Raw genomic sequence first — 21,855 nt, 5'->3', positions numbered from 1 at the left:
TTGCGGTCTCGCGCGAATTGGTCTCAGACAGCGGCGCGGGCAGTCCGGGCGAAGACATTGTCGGGTTCGACAAGGCCGAAATGCCCGCGCAGGGTGCGGGTATCGTAGGTCGACCGGAAAATCCCACGGCGGCGCAGAATCGGGACGACCTCGTCAACGAAGATCTCCAGCCCGTCGGGCAGGACATCGGGCATGAGATTGAACCCGTCGGCGGCACCGGCCAGGAACCAGGCTTCGATCTCGTCGGCCAGCGCCTTCGGGGTCCCGATGAACAGCCGATGCCCCGTGGAGCCACCGAGCTTGCGGAGCAGCTGACGAACGGTGAGACCGTCGCGTCGGGCGATCTGCAGTGTTGCGAGGAAGAAGGTGTGACCGCCATCGGCCGGCAGCGGGATTGACGTGGGCAGGGGGGTGTCCAGATCGATCGATTCGGGATTGAGCTGCAGCACCCCAGCCAGTCGGCGCAGGCTGTAGTCGCCCGGAATGAGCGACCACAATTCGTCCTCGCGCCGCCGTGCCTCGGCCTCGGTGGAGCCAAGGAGCGTGCCGAGCCCGGGCAGAAAGACGATGCCGGAGGGATCACGCCCAAGCCGCGCGGCCCGGCCGCGTATATCGGCGGCAAAGGCCGTCGCCTCCGCGATCGTGTGCGCGACGGAGAAGATGGCTTCGGCGTGGGCTGCTGCCAACTGGCGACCGTCATCGCTGCCGCCGGCCTGGATGACGACCGGCCGACCCTGCGGCGAGCGCGGCACATTGAGCGGTCCACTGACCCGGAAATGCGGTCCGACGTGATCAATCGCATGGACGCGGTCGAGGTCGACGAAGCGGCCCGACGCCTTGTCGGCGACGAGCGCGCCGTCCTCCCAGCTGTCCCAGAGTCGCGTCACCACCTCGGTGAATTCGGCGGCCCGTTCGTAGCGCGCGGCATGGGCGGTGACGGCATCGAAGCCAAAGTTGCGGGACGCACTGGCCTCGGCGGTGGTGACGACGTTCCAGCCGACGCGGCCACCCGATGCCAGATCGAGCGACGCAAAGCGGCGGGCAATGTTGTAGGGATCGTTGTAGGTGCTGGATGCCGTGCCGATCAGCCCGATATGGCTGGTATGGGCGGCAATCGTCGCCAGGACGATGGTTGGCTCCAGAGCCTGATACGGCCGCAGCTCCGGCCGATCGGACAAGGTTGGCACGTCGGCAAGGAAGACCGCGTCGAATGTGCCGCGTTCGGCGATCCGGGCCGTCTTCACGAAATGGCCGACATCGACAAAGGCCGTCGGATCGCTCTGCGGTGCACGCCAGGCCGAGCCGTAGAATCCGGCATTGAGAATGTTGATGTTGAGATGCAGCCGGCGTCTGGACATCGCGGGCCTCCGCGCTTGGGTGATCGCGGAGCGATCCGGATCCTTGTCGCGATATTAATTCAAAAAAATACATTGTCTATAGATTTTATAGACTTTAAGATTTGCCCCCATGATCCGCTGCTGCCTGCAGACGACACAGCGCCACAACCGCCAGCGCCGCCCTCACCCGTTTCCCATGTTTCGACAGACCCTTGAGGTGCACCATGTCCCTGTCTCGCCGCCAATTTCATCAGATGCTTCTGGCCACATCGGCTGCCTCGGTCCTGCTGCCGGAGGTGGCCCGTCCCGCCTCCGATCAGCCGGTGTTTGGCGGCACGCTCAACTGGGTCTTCTTTCCGGAGCCGTCGGCGATCATCGCCATCAACACGTCCTCGGGAACGGGCCAGACTATCGGCACCAAGATCAATGAGGGCTTGTTCACCTACGACTACGACCTCAATCCAAAGCCGGTGCTGGCCACGAACTGGACGATCAGTCCGGATGGATTGACCTACACGTTCCGGCTCCGCGCCAATGTCAAATGGCATGACGGCAAGCCCTTCACGTCGGACGACGTGGCGTTCTCGATCCTGCGCCTGCGCGAAGCGCATCCGCGCGGCCGGGCGACATTCGCCAATGTCGTTCGCGTCGAGACGCCGGATCCGCTCACGGCAATCCTCATTCTCTCAAAGCCGGCGCCGTTCCTCATCACGGCGCTGTCGGGCGCGGAATCGCCCATTGTGCCGAAACATATCTACGAGACATTCAAGCCCAGCGAGCAGCCGAAGCTGGAGCAGACGATCGGGACCGGGCCCTTCATCCTCAAGGAATGGGTGCCCGGCAGCCATCTCCTCTTCATCAAGAACCCGAACTACTGGGATGCGCCCAAGCCCTATGTCGACCGCCTGGTGATGCGCATCATCACCGATCCGTCCGCCCGCGCGGCGGCGCTGGAAACCGGTCAGGTCGATATTGGCGCCAACCCCGTGCCGCTCGCCGATCTCGAACGCCTCAAGGCCAATCCGCAACTCGTGGTCGACACCACGACCTACGCCTATTCCGGGCCGCAGCAGCAGCTCTTCTTCAACCTGGAAACCAAGGTCTTCCAGGATCGCAGGGTCCGGCTGGCTGTCGCCCATGCGCTCGACCTGAAGGTCCTGCTCGATGTGGTCTATCTTGGCTACGGATCGGTCTCACCGAGCCCGGTCAGCGTCGTGCTGCCGAAATTCTACAATCCGAAGATCGAGGCCTGGCCTTTTGATCCTGCCCTGTCGGAACGGCTGCTTGACGAGGCGGGATTGACCCGCGGCGAGGGCGGCATCCGGCTCAAGGCCCGCCTGACCGTCAATCCGTTCCATCTTCCCGCCTTTGGCGATTTCGTCAAACAGGCGCTGCGCCGCATTGGCATCGACGCCGATCTTCAGCGCTACGACCTCGCCACCTACCTGACCAAGGTCTACAAGGATCGCAATTTCGACTTGGTGATCGAGAGCTTGTCGAACGTGTTCGATCCGACGCTGGGCGTGCAGCGCGCCTACTGGTCGAAGAACTTCCAGCTCGGATTGCCGTTCTCAAACGCAGCCCACTACGACAATCCCGAGGTCGATCGCCTGCTGGAGGCGGCGGCTGTCGAGCGGGACGAGGCCAAGCGGCGCGACCTCTGGTTCCGCTTTCAGGAGATCATTCACGAGGAAGTCGCTTCGGTCGATCTGGTGGCGCCGGCCGGCATCATCGTGGCCGCCAAGAAGGTGCGCAATTTCGCGCCGGGCGCCGAGGGCCTCAACGGCAGCTTCGCCGACCTCTGGATCGCGCCAGACGCCTGATCCGACGGGGCAATGGAGGCGGCACATCGGCCAGACACAGTGGCGGGCGCCGCAGAAAAGATTATAAAAATGATAAAATATATAGAATATTACACGTCCCGCCGCGCGGCAGGACCGATCATTCTCCCTTTGACGGCCCCTCGGAGACCGGCCGCCACGAAAGGACGCACCATGACCATCCACATCATCGATCCCGCGATCCTGTCGGCCTGGCTTGGGGACGGTCGCGAACTGGCTGTCATCGATCTGCGCAACAGCGAGGAATTCGGCAAGGGCGAGCCCCTCTATGCCACCAACATACCGGCTGCTCGGTTGCTCATCGAGATATCGCGCTTCGTGCCGCGCCGCGTGGTCCGCACCGTCCTCGTCGACGGCGGTGACGGTATCGCGGCGCGTCTTACCAGCCAACTGGCGGCCGCGGGATGGACGGATATCCACGCCCTTGATGGCGGCATTCCGGCTTGGCTGGCGGGCACCGGCGTTGTCCGACCGACCTTCGATGAGCCGGGCGTCTCGTTCTCGGTGCGGGTGCGGGATGCGGAGCGGACGCCCGTCCTCACCGTCGCCGATCTCGCGGCCCTGCGCGCCGCAGGCGACGATCACGTGGTGCTGGACAGTCGCACTGTCGAGGAATTTGCCATCGATCACGTCCCCGGCGCCATCGCCGTGCCCGGCGCCGAACTCGTGCTGCGCTTCGCCGATCTCGTGCCCTCTCCCGACACCCGTGTCGTCATCTCCTGCGCCGGATTGCCGCGGGCCATTCTGGGCGCCCAGACCCTCATCGATGCCGGCGTGCCCAATCCCGTCGCCTATCTGCATGACGGAACGCGGGCGTGGCGAGACGCCGGGTGGTCGCTGGAGACCGGCCTGACCCGCAGCTACGCGCCGCAGGTGTCCGATGCAGCCTTGCGCCTCGCCCGGCAACGGGCCGATGCGCTGTCCGCCCGTGACGCGACGCCGGAGGTCAATCTCGCTGCGGCCCGCGCCTGGCAGGCCGATCAGGCGCGCACCACCTATCTGCTCGATGTGCGGACACTCGAGGAATATTCCCTCGATCATCTGCCTGAGACGCTGTCGGCGCCCGGCGGTCAGCTTCTCGGTGTCGCCTTCCGGACCTTGGCGGTTCGCCATGCCCGGGTCGTTCTCATCGACGATCTGGTGGGCGCGCGTGCCGCCGTGACCGCCCATTGGCTGCGTCGCCGCGGCTTCGAGATCGCCATCCTTCGCCATCCTTTCGCCGACGCCCGTTCGCGGGCCGTTGCCTAGTTCGTCCGACCGGAGACCGACATGTCCAGTTCCAACCGCCAGCTAAGCCTCAACCTATTCATCTATCCCGGCGGCCACCACGAGGCAGCCTGGCGTTATCCCTCGTCCGCCCCGGAGCGTGCGTTCGACATCACCTATTATCAGGAACTCGCCCGTCGAGCCGAAGCCGCCAAGTTCGATGCGATCTTCTTTGCCGATGGCCCGGTGCTCGCCGACAACATCCGATACTCTTCGCGCTTCCGTCTTGAGCCATTGACCTGGCTTTCGGCCATCGCCGCGGCAACCTCGCGGATCGGTCTGATCGCCACGTCATCCACAACCTATTACGAGCCTTACAATCTCGCCCGCCTTTTCGCCTCGCTGGACCACCTGTCCGGCGGGCGAGCCGGCTGGAATATCGTTACCACCGGCGCCGCCCAGGCAAGCGCCAATTTCGGCTATCCCGAACAGCCGAACCACGCGGAGCGCTACGCCAAGGCGGCGGAGTTCGTCGATGTCGTCACCAAGCTCTGGGACAGCTGGGAGGATGACGCGCTGGTCATCGACAAGGACGCCGGCATCTTTGCCGATGACGAGAAGATCCACGCCATCGACCATGTCGGACCGCATTTCCGCGTCAAGGGGCCCTTCAACACCGCACGCAGCCCGCAAGGCCGCCCGGTCTATGTGCAGGCCGGTTCGTCCGACGATGGTCGCTCCTTCGCCGCCCGCTATGCCGAGGCGATCTTCACGGCGCACCAGACGCTCATCAGCGCCCAGCGCTTCTATGCCGACATCAAGCATCAGGCCGCTGGGCTCGGGCGCAATCCCGATCACATCAAGATCCTGCCGGGCATCAGTCCCTATATCGGCTCCACCGAGGCGGAGGCGCAAAGGCTGTTCGACGAGTTCAACCATCTCGTCCAGCCGGCCTATTCTCTCGGACAACTCCGGAACATGACCGGCCTTGATCTCACAGGGCATGACCTCGACGGGCCGTTCCCTCGGCACCTCATCGATACATCCGGGCCGAACGGCGTCGCCAGCCGGTTCCAACTCGTCGTCGACATCATCGACCGCGAGAAGCCGACCATCCGCCAGTTGATCAATCGTCTCGCCGGGGCGCGTGGCCACTACGTCTCGATCGGCACGCCGGAGAAGATCGCCGACGAGATCCAGACTTGGTTCGAGACCGGCGCGGCCGACGGCTTCAACATCATGCCGCCCTGGTTGACGGGCGGTTTCGACGCCTTCGCAGGCGAAGTCCTGCCGCTCCTGCGCAAGCGCGGCCTCTTCCGCGAGGAGTATGCCGGAAGGACCCTGCGCGACCATTTCGATCTGCCGCGTCCCGACAGCATTTTTTCCGGCGTAGCGCGCGCCAGCGCGTGAGAAAACCCGCATCTTGTAGACCGGCCAGGGCGGCGATCGACCGCCGACCCTGGCAATTGTTTTTGGCGAGGGGCTTCCATGGCTCGACACCTCCATCTCGGCGCCTTCATCCGTCCGATCAGCATCCATACCGGCGCCTGGCGCTATCCGGGAGCCTATGCCGATGCGAACTTCAACCTGGCGCATATGCGGCGCTTCGCGCGCGCCCTTGAAGCTGGCAAGTTCGACGCCTTGTTCATGGCCGACCATCTGGCCGTTCTCAACATGCCGATCGAGGCTCTGAAGCGCAGCCAAACGCCGACGTCGTTCGAGCCGTTCACGCTTCTGTCGGCGCTGGCGATGGTGACCGAACGGATAGGACTGGTGGCGACCGCCTCGACGACATTCGACGAGCCCTTCCATATCGCCCGCCGCTTCGCCTCGCTCGACCATCTCTCCGCCGGCCGGGCCGGCTGGAACGTGGTGACCACCTCCAATCCGGATGCGGCCCTGAACTTCGGCCGGGAGGACCACATGGAGCATGGTGACCGCTACCGACGGGCGCGGGAGTTCATCTCCGTGGTCAAGGGGCTCTGGGACAGCTGGGCTGACGATGCCTTCATCCGCGATCAGGCGAGCGGCGTGTTCTTCGATCCCGAGCGGCTTCACGTGCTGGCCCATCGCGGCGAGTTCCTGTCGGTGCGCGGGCCGCTGAACATCGCCCGGCCGCCGCAGGGCTGGCCGGTCATCGTGCAGGCCGGAGCGTCCGAACCAGGGCGTCAGCTCGCAGCGGAATCAGCCGAGGTTGTCTTCGCGGCCTCCTCGACGCTCGGCGACGGCAAGCGCTTCTATGCCGACGTCAAGGCTCGGATGGATGTCCTCGGGCGTCCGCGCGACAGCCTGAGGATCCTTCCTGGTGCCCTGGTGGTGGTTGGGGAAACAATCGAAGAGGCACGGGCGAAGCGGGACCGGCTCGACAGTCTCGTGCACTATGACAGCGCCGTCGCCTCGCTCTCCATTGCCCTCGGTCACGATGCCTCCGGTTTCGATCCCGATGGGCCGTTGCCCGAGATCCCCGACACCAATGCCAGCAAAAGCGGCCGGCAGCGGGTGATCGACCTCGCCCAGCGCGAGGGGTTGACGGTGCGCCAGCTGGCACAGCGCCTCGGAGGCTATGCCGGCCTGGCCTTTGTCGGCACGGCGCAGACCATTGCCGACGAAATGGAAGCCTGGATCGATGGCGAAGCCGCCGACGGCTTCAACGTGATGTTCCCCTATCTCCCCGACGGGCTCGATGATGTGGTCCATCGTGTAGTGCCTGAATTGCAACGCCGGGGACGCTATCGCCGGGACTACGAGGGCACGACGCTTCGCGACCATCTCGGCCTGACGCGCCCGGCGAACGGCTTCTTTGCCGAGGGGGCCTCCGCATAGGAAATCGTGCAGCCTGCTTGGGCAGCGGCACCCGATGGGGACGGCGCATCTTCATCCGCGCTTCCGGAACGGTCCAATCCCCCCGCCTTTGGCTCGGCCGAGGCGGCCCACACTTTGTCTGCGGTGCGGTCAGGGCACCGCGCAACGCGAAGGTTGGATCGTTATCGGCACGAGCCGTGGCGACGGCCTAGCGGAACACACTGCCGATGGTGGAGCGCAGCCTGCACGCTTTCATACCGACCACGCACGTCGAGGCGCCGTAAGGTCTCAAGGATTTCGGGGCCGTGAGCTCGCGGATCGGACGCCGGCAGCCGGCAGCGGCCGAGAATAGCCAAACACGAATGTGGTACGAAATGGCGGATGGCCATTTCATCGCTCTAAATTATCAATAATATCAATGATTTATAGAAATATCTGGCGGGCCACGCCGATGAAGATGAGCACTATGAGATCATCGTAACCATTTGATAATTAATGAGATTCTCTGTGCCCTGCGGCTATCGGCGGGTTTCGGCGGCATTTGGGTAACTAATGGCGGCCATCTCGGACGTTCGGCGGTCGCGCTGGGATTTTCGAGCAAGCGGGCGGCAATTCGAGCGCGCGCATTCCATTTCCGCCCATGTGATCACGCATATTCATCAAGCGCTTCCAGCACGAGTTCCGCAGTAAGCCCGCTGCTGTACTGCTGCTGGCCCGTAATAAGGCGGCCATCGCGAATGGCGAACGGTTCGTTCGCACTCCGACACAAGAAGCTGGTGCCCTCAATTCGGGCCGCTTCGCTCTGGATGGTGTATTCGTTCAACGTCATACCGAAAGCGATATTCACCGCCTCTTCCTCTTCGTTGGTGAAGCCGGTCCATTTCTTGCCCTCGGCCAAAAGCTTTCCATCCGAAAGGCGGGTCCAGAGCAACAGGCAGGAGCCATGGCAGATCAGGGTGACGATCTTCCCCTTTTCGTAAAACGACGCGATCAGTGCATGCAGCGCGGTGTCATCCCTGAAGGTCAGGAGTGGGCCACCACCGCCGGCGACCAAAACCGCGTCATAGTCGTCGACATTGATTGCACTGATCGGAAGCGTGTTCTTCAACAGTGCTCCGAACTTTGCATGATGGACGAAGCCCAGGCTGATGAGATCGTCGGCATAGGCGCCGCCCGGCGTGCGGGGATCGCTATGGGTGTCGAACATCACCTCGCCGCCTTTCGGCGAGGCGAGGTCCACATGATGTCCGGCTTCCGTGAACATCAGGAAGGCCCGCGTCATCTCCTCGGCGAAGAAGCCGACCGGGAAGCCCTTCAGCTCGGTCGTGTTGGAGACGATGGACAGGATACGGCGCGGCTTGCGCTTCGTTCCAATGCGGGTTTCGACTGTCAGGTCCGATGCGGGCATGTGTAGTTCCTCTGAGTTCGTGTGGGTCGATGCGTCGTTGCGCCATGATCGGCGATTGGCCGGCTACCCCGCGAAGCCGCCCCCATTCAAAAAGGCCTGCTCCTTCTGCGTCGTGACACGGCCGAGCATCGGATTGCGGTGCGGAAACCGTCCGAAGCGGCGGATGATGTCGCGGTGGCCTTGCGCATGATCCAGCCAGGGCTGACCGAGTTGTCCGTTCAGGCGCACGGAGATGTCCTGATCGGCCATGTCTTCCGAATGCGCGAAGGGCAGGGAGAAGAACAAGCGCATCTTCGGCTCGACATCGTCCATATGCCCTGCTTCGAGCGCCTGATGGGCATAGAGCCGGGCCAACGGATCGGTAGCGTACATGTGGCCGGTGCCACGAAAAGCGTTGCGCGGGTACTGGTCGGTCAGGATCAGGAGAGCGAGCGCGCCGTAGGAGGACGCCATCCAGCCGTCGTGCTTGCGGGCCGCGACGTCCATGTGCAGACCGAGGAAACGCTCGCGGAACGTATGATCGAAGCCGGCATCCTTGTCGAACCAGTGCGTCGACGAAGCCGCCCAGAACGCGACGACGGCGCTTGCATCGGCGGGGGTGGCCGGTAGCGACTGCGGACCTGCCGCGGTCGCGAGGTTTCGCATGACGCTCCCCATCTCAATGCGCCACCTGCCGTTCGGCCCGGTCTGCGCGGCGCTTGCGCAGCAGACGCCCTTCCCAGAAGCTCACCGCGAGCATGACGACGGTGGTCGCCCAGCCGATGGTGAGCAGGTCCACCTGGGATGCGAGCGGAACCAGAGCCGCCAGCACGGCAACGCCGGCGATATGCGAGGCGGGCACGACGCCGTAGACCACCTTCTTGTAGATGGCGCTGCCGAGCAGGTAGATCGCCGGCCCGGCGGACAGGACCAGCGCATAGGAGGTCTTCACGGCATCGTGCGGATGGGCGAGCACGAGATCGTTGCCGACGGCGGTGGCGATGATGCCGGCGACCAGGATGGCATGGAGATAGTGGAAATAGGCGCCGATGCGTCCCGGATCGTCGGAGCGCGTGATGGTCTCCGTCGCGTCCTCGCTCGACGTCCCGAAATACAGCCACCACATGGCGAGCGTGCCGAGGAAGGTGGCGAGCGTCGCGGATAGAATGGCAGCGTCCCAGTTGTTCGTTCGAGCGAGCGTCGCCCCGGTGGCGAGCACGGTCTCGCCGAGCGCGACGATCACGAAGAGCTGGCAGCGTTCGGCCAGATGTCCGCCCTCGATGGTCCAATCGCTGGTTCTGGAGCGGCCTAGACCGGGAAGTGCGAAGCCAAACATCGGCGAGATGTATTCGCACAGCGCCGCGATCGCCCACAGGGCCGCACGGGACCAGCCTTCCAGCAAGGCGCCCGTGATCCAGAACACAGCCGCGATCGTGACCCATCCGAGCATGCGGCGATAGTTGGCGGCGAGCGGATGGTTCTTTCCGAGCGCGAAGACGATATAGGCTGTCCGCCCCACCTGGATCGCGACATAGGCGAGCGCGAAGACGAGTCCCCTTTCACCGAAGGCACCGGGGATGGCGGCGGCCATGACGAGGCCCGCCAGCATCACCGCGAAGAGCAGCGAGCGAATGCGCGGGGTCTCGGGATCGAACCAGTTGGTGACCCAGCAGGTATATTGCCAGCCGAGCCAGACCGCGAACCACAGGATCAGCGTCTCGACGACGCCGGTCAGCGTCAGGTTGGTCAGAAGCTCGTGGCTGAGCTGGGTGACCGCGAACACATAGACGAGGTCGAAGAACAGCTCGGCGAAGCTGACTCTCGCATGATGGCCGTCGCGGCGGCGCAGCAGCGGATGATGGGCGGGAGCATGATCGGACATGGCGTTCCTCACCGCGCCAGCCGCCAGGCAGCGAGACCGGCGACCACCGCCGGCACGAGGAAAACGACGAGCAGGATCGGCAGTTCGTCGCGCACCGAATAGCCGGCCTTCGTCACGCCCACCCACATATTGACGAGTGAGACAATGAGCCAGGCCGGGATGAAGAGCTTGGCCGCCATGGCAAGATCCGGATCGACACCGCCCCAGAGCCTGCCGAACAGAAGAAACAGGCCGAGCAGGACGATGCCGCCGCCGATCACCATTGCCATGTGCATCGATCGATCCCCCTCAGGAAAACACGCTCAGGTTCTTCGTGATGTCCTTGCCCGCATAGGGCGGGAAGACATCCAGCTCGACATCGGGACTGCCGATCAGCATGGCCTTGGTGTTGCTCAGCGCGTCGAAGCCGGCCTTGCCGTAATATTTGCCTATTCCGCTGTTGCCGACGCCACCGAAGGGCAGGCTGTCGATCCAGCAATGCAGGTTGGTCTGGTTGATACAGCCGCTGCCGAAGGAGAGGCTTGCCAGAACCAGGTCGATCGTCCCCTGGTCCTTGCTGAAGATATAGGCGGCGAGCGGCTTGGGCTTACGCTTGATGATGTCGATCGTCGCCTTGAGGTCGGAATAGACCAGCACTGGCAGGACGGGGCCGAACACCTCCTGTTGCAGCGCCGGATCGCTCCATTCGGACGGATAGAGGATGGTCGGCTCGACATAGCGCGACGCGACATCGAAGCGCCCGCCATGCACGACCTTCTCGGGCAGGATGTAGGAGGCGACCCGCTCCGCGTCATGCGTGCTGATCATCCGCGCGAAATCCGGGCTCCGGCTCGGATCGTCGCCATACATCTTCACGATCGACGCCTTGAGCTTGGCGATGAAGGCGTCGGCGACGCTCTCATGCACGCAGACATAGCCCGGCGCGATGCACCATTGGCCGGAGATCGCGTTGTGGCCCCAGGCGATGCGGTCGGCGGCGATGTCGAGATTGGCGGTGGCATCGACAATGGTCGGATTCTGGCCGCCGAGTTCGAGCAGGACGGGCGTCAGGTGCTCGGCGGCTGCGCGCATCACCACCTTGCCGACGGCCGAGGAGCCGGTGAAGAAGATGAAGTCGAACGGCAATTCCAGCAGGGCCGAGATCTGTTCGCGCCCGCCCGTGACGATGCTGACGTTCTCCGGCGCGAAATAGCGCGGCACGAGATCGGCCAGCAGCGCGGCGGTGCGCGGCGTGGTGTTGGCGGGCTTCAGGATCACCGTGTTGCCGGCGGCGAGCGCGGCGATCGCCGGGTCGAGCAGCAGCAGGATCGGCGCGTTGAAGGGGCCGATCACCAGCGTGACGCCGTAGGGTTCCTTGTAGATGACGCCGCGATTGCCGGTCGCCTCGAGGCCGTCCGGAATCTTCACCGGCTCCGGTGCCATCAGCGTCTTCAGGTTCTCGCGATAATAGCGGATCACGCCCATCGGGACGGTGATCTCGAACAGTTGCTCGAAGGGCGGCTTGCCGAAATCCTCGTGAAGCGCCGCGCAGAGCGCATCCTTGTTGTCGGTGGGCATCCGCTCCATGCGGTCGAGCTGGTCGATGCGCCATTCATAGCTCTTGGTCGCATCGCTCAGGAAATGTTCGCGCTGGGCGTCGAGCATGGACTGGAACGGATTGGTCATCGCGACATCCCTTCAATTCCGACGTGAAGAGAAGCGCCCCGGCAATGGCAGGCCTGCCGTTGCCGGGGCGCTGCAGCTTCATTTCGTGGTGTAGCCGCCGTTGACGAGGATGGTCTGACCGGTCATCCACCAGCCTTCGGAAACCATGAAGCGGATGTAGGGGACGATGTCCTCGATGTCGGTCAGCCCGGTCTTGGAGAATTTCGACAAGGCTGCCGCCGTCTTGTGATAGGCGACGGCATCCGCGCCCTCGGCCGGATAGAAGAACGGCGTGTCCATCGGGCCGGGACCGATCGCCGTCACCGAGATGCCGCGCTCGCCGAACTCCTTCGACGCCGCGCGCGTGAAATGCTCGACCGGCGCCTTGGTGCCGGCATAGGCAGCGTAGAAGGGCGTGAAAGCGCCGAGCAGCGAGGTGACTACGGTCAAGACCTTGCCATTGTCGTTGACGTGCTTGCCGGCCTCCTTGAGGAAGAAGAAAGCCACCTTGGAATTGACGGCGGTCATCTCGTCATATTCGGCTTCCGAAATCTCGACCATCGGCTTCTTGAGCACCTTGCCAACGGTGTTGATGGCGATATCCGGTCGGCCGATCGCTGCGACGGCATCAGCGAACAGCTTCTCGGTCGCGCCAGCCGTGACCAGATTCGCCTGGAAGGCGACGGCCTCGGCCCCGGCTGCCTTCACCGCGGCGACAGTCGCGTCGGCATCCGCTTTGCTCGCGGCACTGTTGTAATGGATCGCGATCGCTTTTGCGCCATGCGCGGCGAGATCGCGAGCGATCAGCCCGCCGAGGTTCTTTGCGCCACCGGCAATGATGACAGTTTTGCCTTTGATGCTGTGATCGGTCATGGGGGCGGCCTCCTTTTGCCGGCTACGCGGCCTCGTCGATGTCGGGACCGCTTCCTGAAGACGACAATACCGTCTAGGATTGCACGATAAAGACGATCATTCTGACATAACTTGTCAGAAAATCCGTGCAATTGGGATGTCGACCACTTGGACCGCATAGACCTGTTCCGCATCTTCTCTCGCGTCGTGGAATGCGCGAGCTTTACCCGTGCGGCCGACACGCTTGGCATTCCCCGATCATCCGTCTCGGCGGCAGTTCAGGAACTGGAAGGCCGTGTCGGCGCGCGGCTGCTTCATCGCACCACGCGCAAAGTGTCGCCGACGCAGGACGGCGCATCCTTTTATGCGCGTTGCCAGCGGGTCATTGCCGATGTCGAGGATACGGAGAACCTGTTCCGGCAGACGGCCGCTCAACCATCGGGCCGGCTGAGGATCGACGTCCCCGGTCGGATCGGACGGCTCATCATCGCGCCGGCGTTGCCGGAGTTCCTTGATCGTTATCCGCAGATCGACATCGATCTCGGCGTGACCGACCGCGCGGTCAACCTGGTCGAGGACAGCATCGACTGCGTGTTGCGCGTCGGACCCTTAAGCGATTCCGGCCTGATCGCGCGGCCCATCGGCAAGTTGCCGTTGATCAATGTTGCAAGCCCTGCCTATCTGAAGCGGAACGGAACACCACAATCGCCGGATGACCTGGGCGACCATTGGGCCGTCAACTATGCGTCGCCCTCCAACGGCCGGGTCGAGGATTGGGAGTGGGTCGAAGACGGCGCCCTGCGCACTCTGCCGCTAAGGGGTCGCGTGACGGTCAACAGTGCTGAGGCCTACATCGCCTGTTGTCTCGCCGGCCTCGGCCTGATCCAGATCCCGGCTTACGACGTGCGTTGTCATCTCGACGCCGGCGAACTCCTGGAAGTGATGCCCTGTCACCGTGCGGAACCCATGCCGATGACGTTGCTCTATCCGCACAGGCAGCACCTGTCTCGCCGGTTACAGGTATTCGCCGACTGGCTCGAAGAGCTGCTGAGGCGCAAACTTCTGGAAGAACCGATCACAGAGGTAAATGCCGACAGCGCATATGCGGCAATAGAGGGAAATCGGCGGCTAAGTGGTTCTTTAAAATGGCAAAATTAGCCCAGTTGGCGGGCCGAAAGGGATTCGAGCACATACGCCGAAGAAATCTGCTGGCGCTGGGCTGCTCCATAAGCAATGTCGGCTTTCGGAAAGTCTCGCGTGTCAGTCGAACGGCCGGAATGAGGGCGCTAAGCGGCTATTGGATCAAGTCGCAATAGGTCGCTATCATCAAAAGGATACTCTCTCCCGCATTGGGAATGTGGCATGGAAGGACGGCAAGGTCCGGCCTGCCTGCTAAGGTTCTGCTGGGCGGGGAAGGGGGCGTATGGCACGCGCGTTGCGGAAGCTGCTTCGGCATCAGCCTGACGCGACTGATCGCGAAGGCCATACACGGGCGATCCTGGAGCTCAGCTTTCCGCAGATCACGAACGAACTGCGAGATCTCGTGCGTGCGCTGTCTGAAGGCGCGCTGCCGGATGATGCAATAGGGCGTACTCTGTCGGGCTCGGCGGTTTTCTCGGATCCGTAAGAGTGGAGCGACGACGAGAGGACCGAGGTGGAGGGCGCGGTCATCGCCGCCGCTGCGCTGTATGCCACGTTGCAACCGCTGTCCATGCCTGAGCTCCGCGATCGACTGTTGCCCTGCAATCGACCGGGCGCTTCGTTCGATATGTCCCAATGGCGGGCAATGCCGTTCTGGACAGTGGCGGAGGCTGCGGCCTTGTCTCTCGGCAAAGATCCACGTTTGCTCGATGAGGGATCGCTGGCAGCCGACGAGGCGTTGCCGACGATCAGAAGCTTCAAGGAGCAGCATGAGCGAATCCGTCGGGCGGTGGCGATAGGCCTTGTTGGTCATGACGGCATGGTTATTCCGCAGAAGCTGGGATTGGCTGGGGGATGCCGCGTCCTGGGAGGCTTCGAGGGGCAACCACGCCCGCAGGATTGGACAAAGTGGGGAGCAGAAGGCACCGCGCGCAATGAACGGGAAAAAGCCGACCGCAGTTGCATCGCCCGCACCGCTTCAATTTACTCCGGATGAGAGACCAACGGGCGAGACTGCGGACCAACAAACAAGGCAGACGGAGATGCCACGGACTGGCTTGGTCCGGTTAAAGCAGATTCTGGCGCCAACTGGCCCATTGCCCCTGAGCAAGTCCACGTTTTGGGCAAAGGTGAAGACGGGTGAGTTTCCGCAGCCGGTACGTCTGGGCGGAACAACAGCCTGGCGTGCGGAAGAGATCTGGGAGCTCATCAACAAGCGGAATCCGCCCACGAAGACAAAACGCTGACACCCGCTTGGCAAAACCGGCTTCAAAGCCCCGTGCTTGATACCGGGCCGCTATTGAATATTGCCTGTGTAGTGGGCGAAGATATCTCGCTTCAGTGCATTTTACGTAAAATACACTAACACGCAGGGCATATTCCGCCGATCGGCGGACCAGCCTAGATGTTCAGATGGGACATTCGGCTGGCGTCGTATCTAGCGGTGATGAGTTGAGGTTATGCGCTTTGAGCTGATGGCAAACGTGATCTGTGTGACGCAGCCACGGGACTCAGAGAGGAGGCGCATGATGACGCATTTTGCCGGATTAGATGTTTCTGTCAAAGATACCTCGGTGTGCATTCCCGACGAAATGGTCAGAATTTGCCGCGAGATGAAAGTTGCCAGCTGAATATCCCATCTAAACACCGAGCCACTTCGTTGCGACTACGATGCCCTCACTATGCCTGGCCGCAATCCGCTTCACTCAGCTGCCAAGCCCAGATTTGGCTTGGCGTAATTCCCAGCATGCATGAAGTGGCGCATGGGGCCTCTCTTCCGCGCAAGGCAGCCGGTCTTTCAATCCGACCATGTTAGTCGACTTGCATGGGTGTTCACCGGTTTCGAAGCGATTTCCAGAGATTCTCCAGCGAATCCGAACGCTCCATACCAACGATGATGTCTGCGATTTGCGACCCGTTTTTTTCTATTGAGGTGCCCTTAATGTTGTTGATGAATTTTTTTAAAACGTCCTCATCACTGAACGGCCTGCGCCAATGCCCTGGCGCCCAGTCGACAGTCATTGTAAAATATTGGCCGTTCTTCGTTGCCACCGTTACGGTGGAGCGATACATTCGCTCTCTCCAGAAACCCTGCTCAGCCACGGGATCGACTTCGATGTGGATCCTTTTCATCAGCGCAGACACCGTTGCGTCACCAAGCTGTGAGGGCGCATACCACGCCCTTCCAGGTTTCACTGACAAGAGGGCCATCGCCGAGACATACTGAATCGAAAGCTGAGCATCGATATCCGACGCTGGCGCCATATCCGAAAACCAGTGCGGGATTCGCGAGAAGCACCTTATCCAGACCTTCTCGACGTTGCGGTGGTCGATCGAATTGCGCCCAATGAGATTGTTTATTGCGTCCGCTGTTGTGTGGAGAAAGGCGCAGGCCGGGAACGCCTTCAGTGAAGACTCTTTTATACGCCAGACATCGCCCAGGCCATGAGAGAGACGCGACGGGTCGAAGTTATCGGAACCGACGATACGTGCGAAGCCCCGTTCGGGGTCGCTGATCATCGCGAACGGGCCGATGATATTCTGGCGAGCGCACAGCGCGGCGTCGATTCCTCCAAGGGCCATTTGACCATAATTGGCTTTGAGAGCATGCGCGGGGCGGCCGTACTGCACATACCAAATCGGTATGGAAGTATTCGCGGCAGCATGGCCCAGGGCCGACCTGAATTGTTCCTCGGTTCCACCTGAAACGCCCATTGCTGCGGCGCCTGCGGCAAAGCCGTGCCACGCATGATAGACGGCGAAACGTTTGTAGACTTCTGGGCTCGCCTGGGTCGAGTCGTGGAGCCGAATACCCGCCTCGTACCCACCAACCACTCCGGTTAGAAATTGCCGGGGAGTGGCACGAACATGTTCGGCCATGGCCATCGCAGCAGGGATCACCGTTGCGCTGGGATGCCCTACAGCGACGTCCTCGTAGTCGAGGACGTCGGAAAGCCACGCATTCAATTTCGTGGCTATTGAAGGACCTGCGGCCATACCACTTCCAGGAACCACGCATCCCGTGTTGGACGCTTCCGCCTTGTAGGCATCGAGGAGCCGTTTCCCCAAAGGAGTGTCTGTTCCGGCAGCTATGCATCCGATCGTATCGAGGAGGATCTGTTTGGCTTTATGGACAACTTCCGGAGGGAGGACCTCAAATCGCAGCCCGGAAAGAAATCTCGCCAGGAACCCCGCATCGAGATGTTCCGGACCGCTCGGAAACAGGATGTGCTGCGCGATGCCCACATCATAGTGCGCTACGCAAGCGTTTTGGGTTCCACGGTCAACCATTTTCGCTCCTCTCGTCCTCATCGCCAAAGCCGGAGAGCCAGCGCTTGACGACTCAATTAAATATACTAGGTATACCATAGAAGGTGATCAACATATTTCGAGGCCAATCTCGGCACCACGGCTTGCCAGGCAAGGGAAGCGGCAGCTTGGGCGAGTTTGTCGAAGGTCGTTGGGAGATTGAGATGCAGGGATCGACTGAGGCGCCTACGCGCATGTGGTCGCGCATGAACTATCACAAAGACAACGGGATCGGATGGCGAGCCGATATCGGGATGGTGGTGATATCCAATGATCGGACATTGTCTGCCGAAGCGCGTACGATGTTTGCGGTACCCGGGAAGGCGCTTTACGAGAGCTGCCTTCCTACATCGCGGAAGCGCAATTAACCAGCGACGGTTGAAGGTCTCAGAAAGCAAGCAAATAAGCTTAATGTGGCGATACGCGATATCAATGCAATGCGCTCTTCCGACGTCATTGCCCTGGGTTGCACTTCGGCGGCCATGGTCATCAGGCCTATGGAAGTTGAAAGGAGAGTTCGCGAAGTTCATCCGCGCGCCGCTGTCACGAACCCATTCACCGCTATCCTCGCCGCGCTCAAGGTAACCGGGGCAAGACGTATCGGTTTCGTCTCTCCATATCCTCGAGCTGTCGCTGAGCGGATGGTCGACAAAATAGTTACGTCCGGACACGAAATGCCTTCCTGTGTGGCATTTTACAATGACACTGGCTTCATTGGTGACGATGCTCCATTCATCTCACCGCCAAGTATTTCGAACGCGGTCCCGAAGCTGGCCGACGATGTTGAAGTAGATACGAACGTTATAGCCTGCACCCAGATGCGGGCCGCATCCAGCTCTTCCCTGACACAAGCGCTGATGTTGCCGCCCTTAAGCCGGACCGGATTGATGCCTTTTTTCTCGGCGTGGCGTCGGCGAACGGACTTTTGCGAGACCAGCGGATCACCGGTCTTAAGCGCGCTCAGCCATTCAAAGGACATATTGAAGCAAATGGCCGTGAGAAGATCAATTACGGCGGAATTGCCGTTCGTCGGGACGACTCCGATTTCCGCGATCTCTTTAATCAAGAGCTTACCAAGATCAAGACTGGGAATCTATACGTCTCATTCTCACCCGTTGCGATCAGCGATAGTGGTATCCCGCCAAAGGATTTGACAGCGAAAGAACTGTGCGGAAGCAGCATTCGATAATGGACTAAAGCTGCCTTCGAAATCAACCGGGCGCGGCCGCTCCTTCTAGGAGCGGCCTCGGTTCACCGGGAGAAATTGCAATTTCGGTCAAGTGACCGCGGCATTATTCTTGAGTAAACTGTTTAGGTTTTGGGCTTCCCCAGGAAGATTGATGGAACATGCGAGGCGGTCGAAGGGTGAGACGACCAGACCGAAGACCGTGACTCCCGGATTGGAGGTCGTAATCATATAGAGGCGGCGCAGCATCGGATAACCGTTCGGGATGCCAAATATTTCCTCCGCTTTTCCAGTCGCAGGAGCCGCGTCAATGACCAATCGCGTGTTCTTGATGATAATTGCGTGGCGCTCGAGGGCATCGGTTACGAAGCGTTCTCCAAACTCTTCAACAATATCGTCGCTCACGTCTGATGAAAGATAAGCGGCGTCATACATAATAGGGACGCCATCCGCGAAGATCGTCTTGCGTACGCACAGCATCGCGCTATCCGGCGGGTTGAATACGCCCATACTTGGATCAGTAATTTTTTCCCGCGTAATCGAGAGCAGCTCGAGTGTTGGCATGAATCCAAGTCGACGCGCGTTGTCCATCGATGACATCCAGACATCGAGCTCTCGTAGAAAGCGCCGCTGCTCCTTAACGAACGTTCCCTTTCCCGGAACAGCTGTCAGAGTTCCTGCCGCCTGCAGGTCGCGCAGAGCTCGCTTGACGGTGATGGCGCTGACGCCAAACTCCTCGCTAAGCAGAGCCGTCGACGGAATTGGATCGCCGGGACCGTAGACACCCGCCTTGACGCGCCGAATAAGCTCTTCTCGAACGCGCTCATGCAGGGATGACGCCGAAGCGCCCAGTTGCAAGTTACTCAAGATTCACCCCGTTCCTCACCACGTGCTCCATCGTCGCTCTCCCGCCAGATAATCTTACCGAAAAATCGGCGACTGCACGAGTTGACATGATTAGTATACCTAGTATATTTCGATGCGAAAATCAATCGGAAGGGGAATGACATGACCGCAACGGGCACCAACAGACGTTTGGCCGCCTTCGTGGCTTCAATCGTTGCTATCTGCGCCTTTGGCGCAAATGCCGCATTTGCCCTATCGCTGAAAGAAAAGGTCCTTTCAGGCGCGGAGCTAAAGGTCGGGATTCACAATCAGGTGCCGTGGGGCTTCAAGACTCCCGATGGCAGAGTGGCAGGGGTCCATCCGGACATGATCCGTGCCGTGCTCGAGCCATTGGGTGTCAAGAAAATTGACTTTGTGGTCGTGGAGTTTGGTGCGCTCATTCCGAGCCTCATCTCCAAGCGGATAGATGCTGTTGCTTCCGGCCTCGCGATCACCCCACAACGTTGCGAGCAGGTAATCTTCAGTGAGCCGGATCTGGCAATCGGCGATGGGGTGCTCGTAAAAGCCGGCAATCCCTTGAACATCCATAGCTACGAGGATATTGCCAAGACCCCCTCCATCCGGATGGCAGGGGGACGCGGAAGTTCCAATACGGAGAATGCCATCAAGGCAGGCATCTCGAAAGAGCGGGTGCAGCAGTTTCCCGACGTGCAAGCGGGCGTTTCAGCGCTCATGGCCGGCAGGATCGACGCGATTACGTTCTCCACCGGAACGGCAATCGGCATTCTTCAAGATCCGAATATCCGGGGTATCGAGCGCGCGATGCCTTTCACAGGCCTCCTCGTCAGCGGCAAACCTGTCGTCAACTATGCCGCCATAGCGTTCCGCCCCGAAGATGCCGATCTGCGGGACCTTTATAATGAGGGCTTGGCGAAGATGAAGGTGGAAGGCAAGCTCAAGTCCATCTTGGCAAAGTCCGGGTTTTCCGATGGGGAGATCGCCCCGGATACTGCGAAGGCGAGTGATCTGTGCGGGAGTAATTATCGCTGAGGTCTTTCGACCGCGGAGCAGAGCGAATGACCTTCCTTCAAATACTCCTGGGCATATACGAAGGCTTCGGGATAACGGCCATCGTCACGGTCCTGGGACTTCTATATGCGATCCCATTTGCTCTTCTTGCAGGTATTCTGCAGCACTTTTCCACCGGAGCGGCCCGCTGGGTCGTCACGGCGACCATCGAGTTCTGGCGCAGTTCACCTGTAATCGTATTGCTTTACGCATTCTACTACTCACTGCCTGCTTTCGGAATTAATCTTTCTGCTATTAGTGTCGGCGCCATGGTGCTCGGTCTCAACATCGGGGGCTATGGGAGTCAATCGGTTCGGGCGGCGTTGCAGACGCTTAACCGGGGACAGCGCGAGGCTGGGCTTGCTCTTGGGCTTAGTCGCATCGAGGTGCTCCGATTTGTGGAGCTCCCGCAGGCCATCGCCGCGATGACACCTACATTTATCAACCAGGCCATTCAGTTGATCAAGGGGACATCGCTTGTCTCTCTTTTGACTCTCACGGACATGACGTTCAGGGCAAAAGAAATTGCGCAGCTGAGCTATAATCCGGTTGGCGTCTATTCCGGTCTTCTGGTCGCTTATCTTATCATTTGCTATCCGGTGACGATCTTTGGTCGGCGTCTCGAAAGGTCCGCAGCCAAAGGACGCGGAGCGTCCCATGAGTTTTGATTTTGCGTTCGCTCTCAAGATAGTTCCTCGTGTCCTCGAAGGTATTGGAAACACGTTGGTTGTCGCGATCCTCAGCTTTATGGGGGCATCCGCCCTCGGGTTCCTGTGGGAGATCGCGCGTCGGTCAAATCGGCATGTCCGCCCCGTGATGCAGTTCGTGGTGGACGCGATCCGGTCGACTCCGGTCCTCGCGCAACTGTATTTTCTATTTTACGTCTTGCCGTACTACGGCGTAGTGCTGCCAGCATTGGTCGTCGGGGTGTTCGGCTTGAGCTTTTACTACTCCGGGTACCTGTCGGAGGTGTTCAAGGCGGGGATAGATTTGGTGCCGCGTGGTCAGGGGGAGGCCGCGCAAAGCCTCGGGCTGAGCAGGATCCACACGGTGATCTTCGTCATCGCACCGCAGATGTTGAGAAACGTCGCGGCACCGTTGGGCGCGTACTCGGTGTCGATCCTTAAGGCAACTCCTTACCTCGCCGTGCTCGCGGTACCGGAAATGCTGGGCAGTGCGTTTGACGTGGCTTCGGAAACGTATCGATACGCTGAGCCGATGTTTGTTGCAGGCATTCTGTTTCTTTGCCTTGCGCTGATTGCGGTGACCCTTGTCAACTGGCTTGAGCGGTATCTCGGCGTGACGACCCCTCCCCACTGATCAGCATTACCTCAAGCCTCGTGGAGGAATATATG

21 protein-coding genes are annotated in these 21,855 nt (G+C 61.0%); 11 read left to right on the top strand and 10 right to left on the bottom strand.

The genetic code is table 11. The features are described 5' to 3' along the window. Nucleotides 1-23: 23 nt before the first annotated feature. Nucleotides 24-1,358: an LLM class flavin-dependent oxidoreductase gene (locus tag C7450_RS14900; RefSeq protein WP_110375257.1), complete on the bottom strand. Its 1,335-nt coding sequence runs from the start codon at nt 1,356-1,358 to the stop codon at nt 24-26. A gap of 203 nt (nt 1,359-1,561) precedes the next feature. Between C7450_RS14900 and C7450_RS14895 the strand changes: the two genes are divergently transcribed. The 4 genes from C7450_RS14895 (at nt 1,562) to C7450_RS14880 (ending at nt 7,207) form a co-directional block, all read left to right on the top strand. After that, nucleotides 1,562-3,160 (top strand): ABC transporter substrate-binding protein, encoded by a 1,599-nt coding sequence (locus tag C7450_RS14895; RefSeq protein ID WP_110375256.1) that lies wholly within the window; start codon nt 1,562-1,564, stop codon nt 3,158-3,160. A gap of 171 nt (nt 3,161-3,331) precedes the next feature. Further along, on the top strand, nt 3,332-4,426 hold the full coding sequence (locus tag C7450_RS14890) for a rhodanese-like domain-containing protein (protein WP_110375255.1): 1,095 nt from the start codon (nt 3,332-3,334) through the stop codon (nt 4,424-4,426). Between the two features lie 21 nt (nt 4,427-4,447). Then, nucleotides 4,448-5,794: an LLM class flavin-dependent oxidoreductase gene (locus C7450_RS14885; RefSeq protein ID WP_110375254.1), complete on the top strand. Its 1,347-nt coding sequence runs from the start codon at nt 4,448-4,450 to the stop codon at nt 5,792-5,794. Between the two features lie 78 nt (nt 5,795-5,872). Continuing rightward, complete coding sequence (locus C7450_RS14880) at nt 5,873-7,207, top strand: LLM class flavin-dependent oxidoreductase (protein WP_110375253.1); 1,335 nt, start codon at nt 5,873-5,875, stop codon at nt 7,205-7,207. A 625-nt stretch (nt 7,208-7,832) separates the two neighbouring features. Here C7450_RS14880 and C7450_RS14875 read toward each other — a convergent pair. The 6 genes from C7450_RS14875 to C7450_RS14850 all read right to left on the bottom strand — a co-directional run bounded on the left by C7450_RS14875 (nt 7,833) and on the right by C7450_RS14850 (nt 12,972). Further along, on the bottom strand, nt 7,833-8,594 hold the full coding sequence (locus C7450_RS14875) for a type 1 glutamine amidotransferase domain-containing protein (protein ID WP_110375252.1): 762 nt from the start codon (nt 8,592-8,594) through the stop codon (nt 7,833-7,835). A 63-nt stretch (nt 8,595-8,657) separates the two neighbouring features. Further along, nucleotides 8,658-9,239, bottom strand: a complete 582-nt coding sequence (locus tag C7450_RS14870) for a DUF924 family protein (protein WP_110375251.1) — start codon at nt 9,237-9,239, stop codon at nt 8,658-8,660. Between the two features lie 13 nt (nt 9,240-9,252). After that, on the bottom strand, nt 9,253-10,455 hold the full coding sequence (locus C7450_RS14865; protein WP_110375250.1) for a low temperature requirement protein A: 1,203 nt from the start codon (nt 10,453-10,455) through the stop codon (nt 9,253-9,255). An 8-nt stretch (nt 10,456-10,463) separates the two neighbouring features. Further along, on the bottom strand, nt 10,464-10,730 hold the full coding sequence (locus C7450_RS14860; RefSeq protein WP_110375249.1) for a hypothetical protein: 267 nt from the start codon (nt 10,728-10,730) through the stop codon (nt 10,464-10,466). A gap of 13 nt (nt 10,731-10,743) precedes the next feature. Further along, entirely contained in the window at nt 10,744-12,120 is a 1,377-nt protein-coding gene (locus C7450_RS14855) for an aldehyde dehydrogenase family protein (RefSeq protein WP_110375248.1), read from the bottom strand. Nucleotides 12,121-12,198: 78 nt separating this feature from the next. Then, nucleotides 12,199-12,972 carry an SDR family oxidoreductase gene (locus C7450_RS14850; protein WP_110375247.1) on the bottom strand — a complete coding sequence of 258 codons (774 nt, stop codon included), beginning with the start codon at nt 12,970-12,972 and terminating at the stop codon, nt 12,199-12,201. Between the two features lie 147 nt (nt 12,973-13,119). Between C7450_RS14850 and C7450_RS14845 the strand changes: the two genes are divergently transcribed. The 4 genes from C7450_RS14845 (at nt 13,120) to C7450_RS14830 (ending at nt 15,338) form a co-directional block, all read left to right on the top strand. Then, on the top strand, nt 13,120-14,109 hold the full coding sequence (locus tag C7450_RS14845) for a LysR family transcriptional regulator (protein ID WP_110375246.1): 990 nt from the start codon (nt 13,120-13,122) through the stop codon (nt 14,107-14,109). Between the two features lie 265 nt (nt 14,110-14,374). Further along, nucleotides 14,375-14,578, top strand: coding sequence for a hypothetical protein (locus C7450_RS14840; protein ID WP_110375245.1), 204 nt, complete (start codon nt 14,375-14,377; stop codon nt 14,576-14,578). 27 nt (nt 14,579-14,605) lie between these two features. Beyond that, on the top strand, nt 14,606-15,088 hold the full coding sequence (locus tag C7450_RS14835; RefSeq protein ID WP_110375244.1) for a hypothetical protein: 483 nt from the start codon (nt 14,606-14,608) through the stop codon (nt 15,086-15,088). Continuing rightward, nucleotides 15,027-15,338 carry a helix-turn-helix transcriptional regulator gene (locus tag C7450_RS14830; RefSeq protein ID WP_342588517.1) on the top strand — a complete coding sequence of 104 codons (312 nt, stop codon included), beginning with the start codon at nt 15,027-15,029 and terminating at the stop codon, nt 15,336-15,338. Before C7450_RS14835 ends, C7450_RS14830 begins: the two co-directional genes overlap by 62 nt. A 586-nt stretch (nt 15,339-15,924) precedes the next feature. On the opposite strand, the gene C7450_RS14825 is transcribed toward C7450_RS14830, so the two are convergent. The 3 genes from C7450_RS14825 to C7450_RS14815 all read right to left on the bottom strand — a co-directional run bounded on the left by C7450_RS14825 (nt 15,925) and on the right by C7450_RS14815 (nt 19,453). After that, entirely contained in the window at nt 15,925-17,382 is a 1,458-nt protein-coding gene (locus tag C7450_RS14825; protein WP_170147258.1) for an MmgE/PrpD family protein, read from the bottom strand. A 712-nt stretch (nt 17,383-18,094) separates the two neighbouring features. Further along, on the bottom strand, nt 18,095-18,466 hold the full coding sequence (locus C7450_RS34540) for a hypothetical protein (protein WP_245449767.1): 372 nt from the start codon (nt 18,464-18,466) through the stop codon (nt 18,095-18,097). Between the two features lie 210 nt (nt 18,467-18,676). Further along, nucleotides 18,677-19,453 carry a GntR family transcriptional regulator gene (locus C7450_RS14815; protein WP_210206455.1) on the bottom strand — a complete coding sequence of 259 codons (777 nt, stop codon included), beginning with the start codon at nt 19,451-19,453 and terminating at the stop codon, nt 18,677-18,679. A 141-nt stretch (nt 19,454-19,594) separates the two neighbouring features. Between C7450_RS14815 and ehuB the strand changes: the two genes are divergently transcribed. The 3 genes from ehuB to C7450_RS14800 are packed head-to-tail and all read left to right on the top strand — an operon-like array spanning nt 19,595 to nt 21,820. Further along, on the top strand, nt 19,595-20,482 hold the full coding sequence (ehuB, locus tag C7450_RS14810; RefSeq protein WP_110375240.1) for an ectoine/hydroxyectoine ABC transporter substrate-binding protein EhuB: 888 nt from the start codon (nt 19,595-19,597) through the stop codon (nt 20,480-20,482). Between the two features lie 26 nt (nt 20,483-20,508). Next, nucleotides 20,509-21,168 (top strand): amino acid ABC transporter permease, encoded by a 660-nt coding sequence (locus C7450_RS14805; RefSeq protein ID WP_110375239.1) that lies wholly within the window; start codon nt 20,509-20,511, stop codon nt 21,166-21,168. Further along, nucleotides 21,158-21,820, top strand: a complete 663-nt coding sequence (locus C7450_RS14800; protein WP_110375238.1) for an amino acid ABC transporter permease — start codon at nt 21,158-21,160, stop codon at nt 21,818-21,820. Before C7450_RS14805 ends, C7450_RS14800 begins: the two co-directional genes overlap by 11 nt. Nucleotides 21,821-21,855: the final 35 nt, after the last annotated feature.

Origin of the sequence: Chelatococcus asaccharovorans (genome assembly GCF_003201475.1) — a bacterium.
GTDB classification, from domain to species: domain Bacteria; phylum Pseudomonadota; class Alphaproteobacteria; order Rhizobiales; family Beijerinckiaceae; genus Chelatococcus; species Chelatococcus asaccharovorans.
This window is presented reverse-complemented; position numbering and strand designations above follow the sequence as displayed.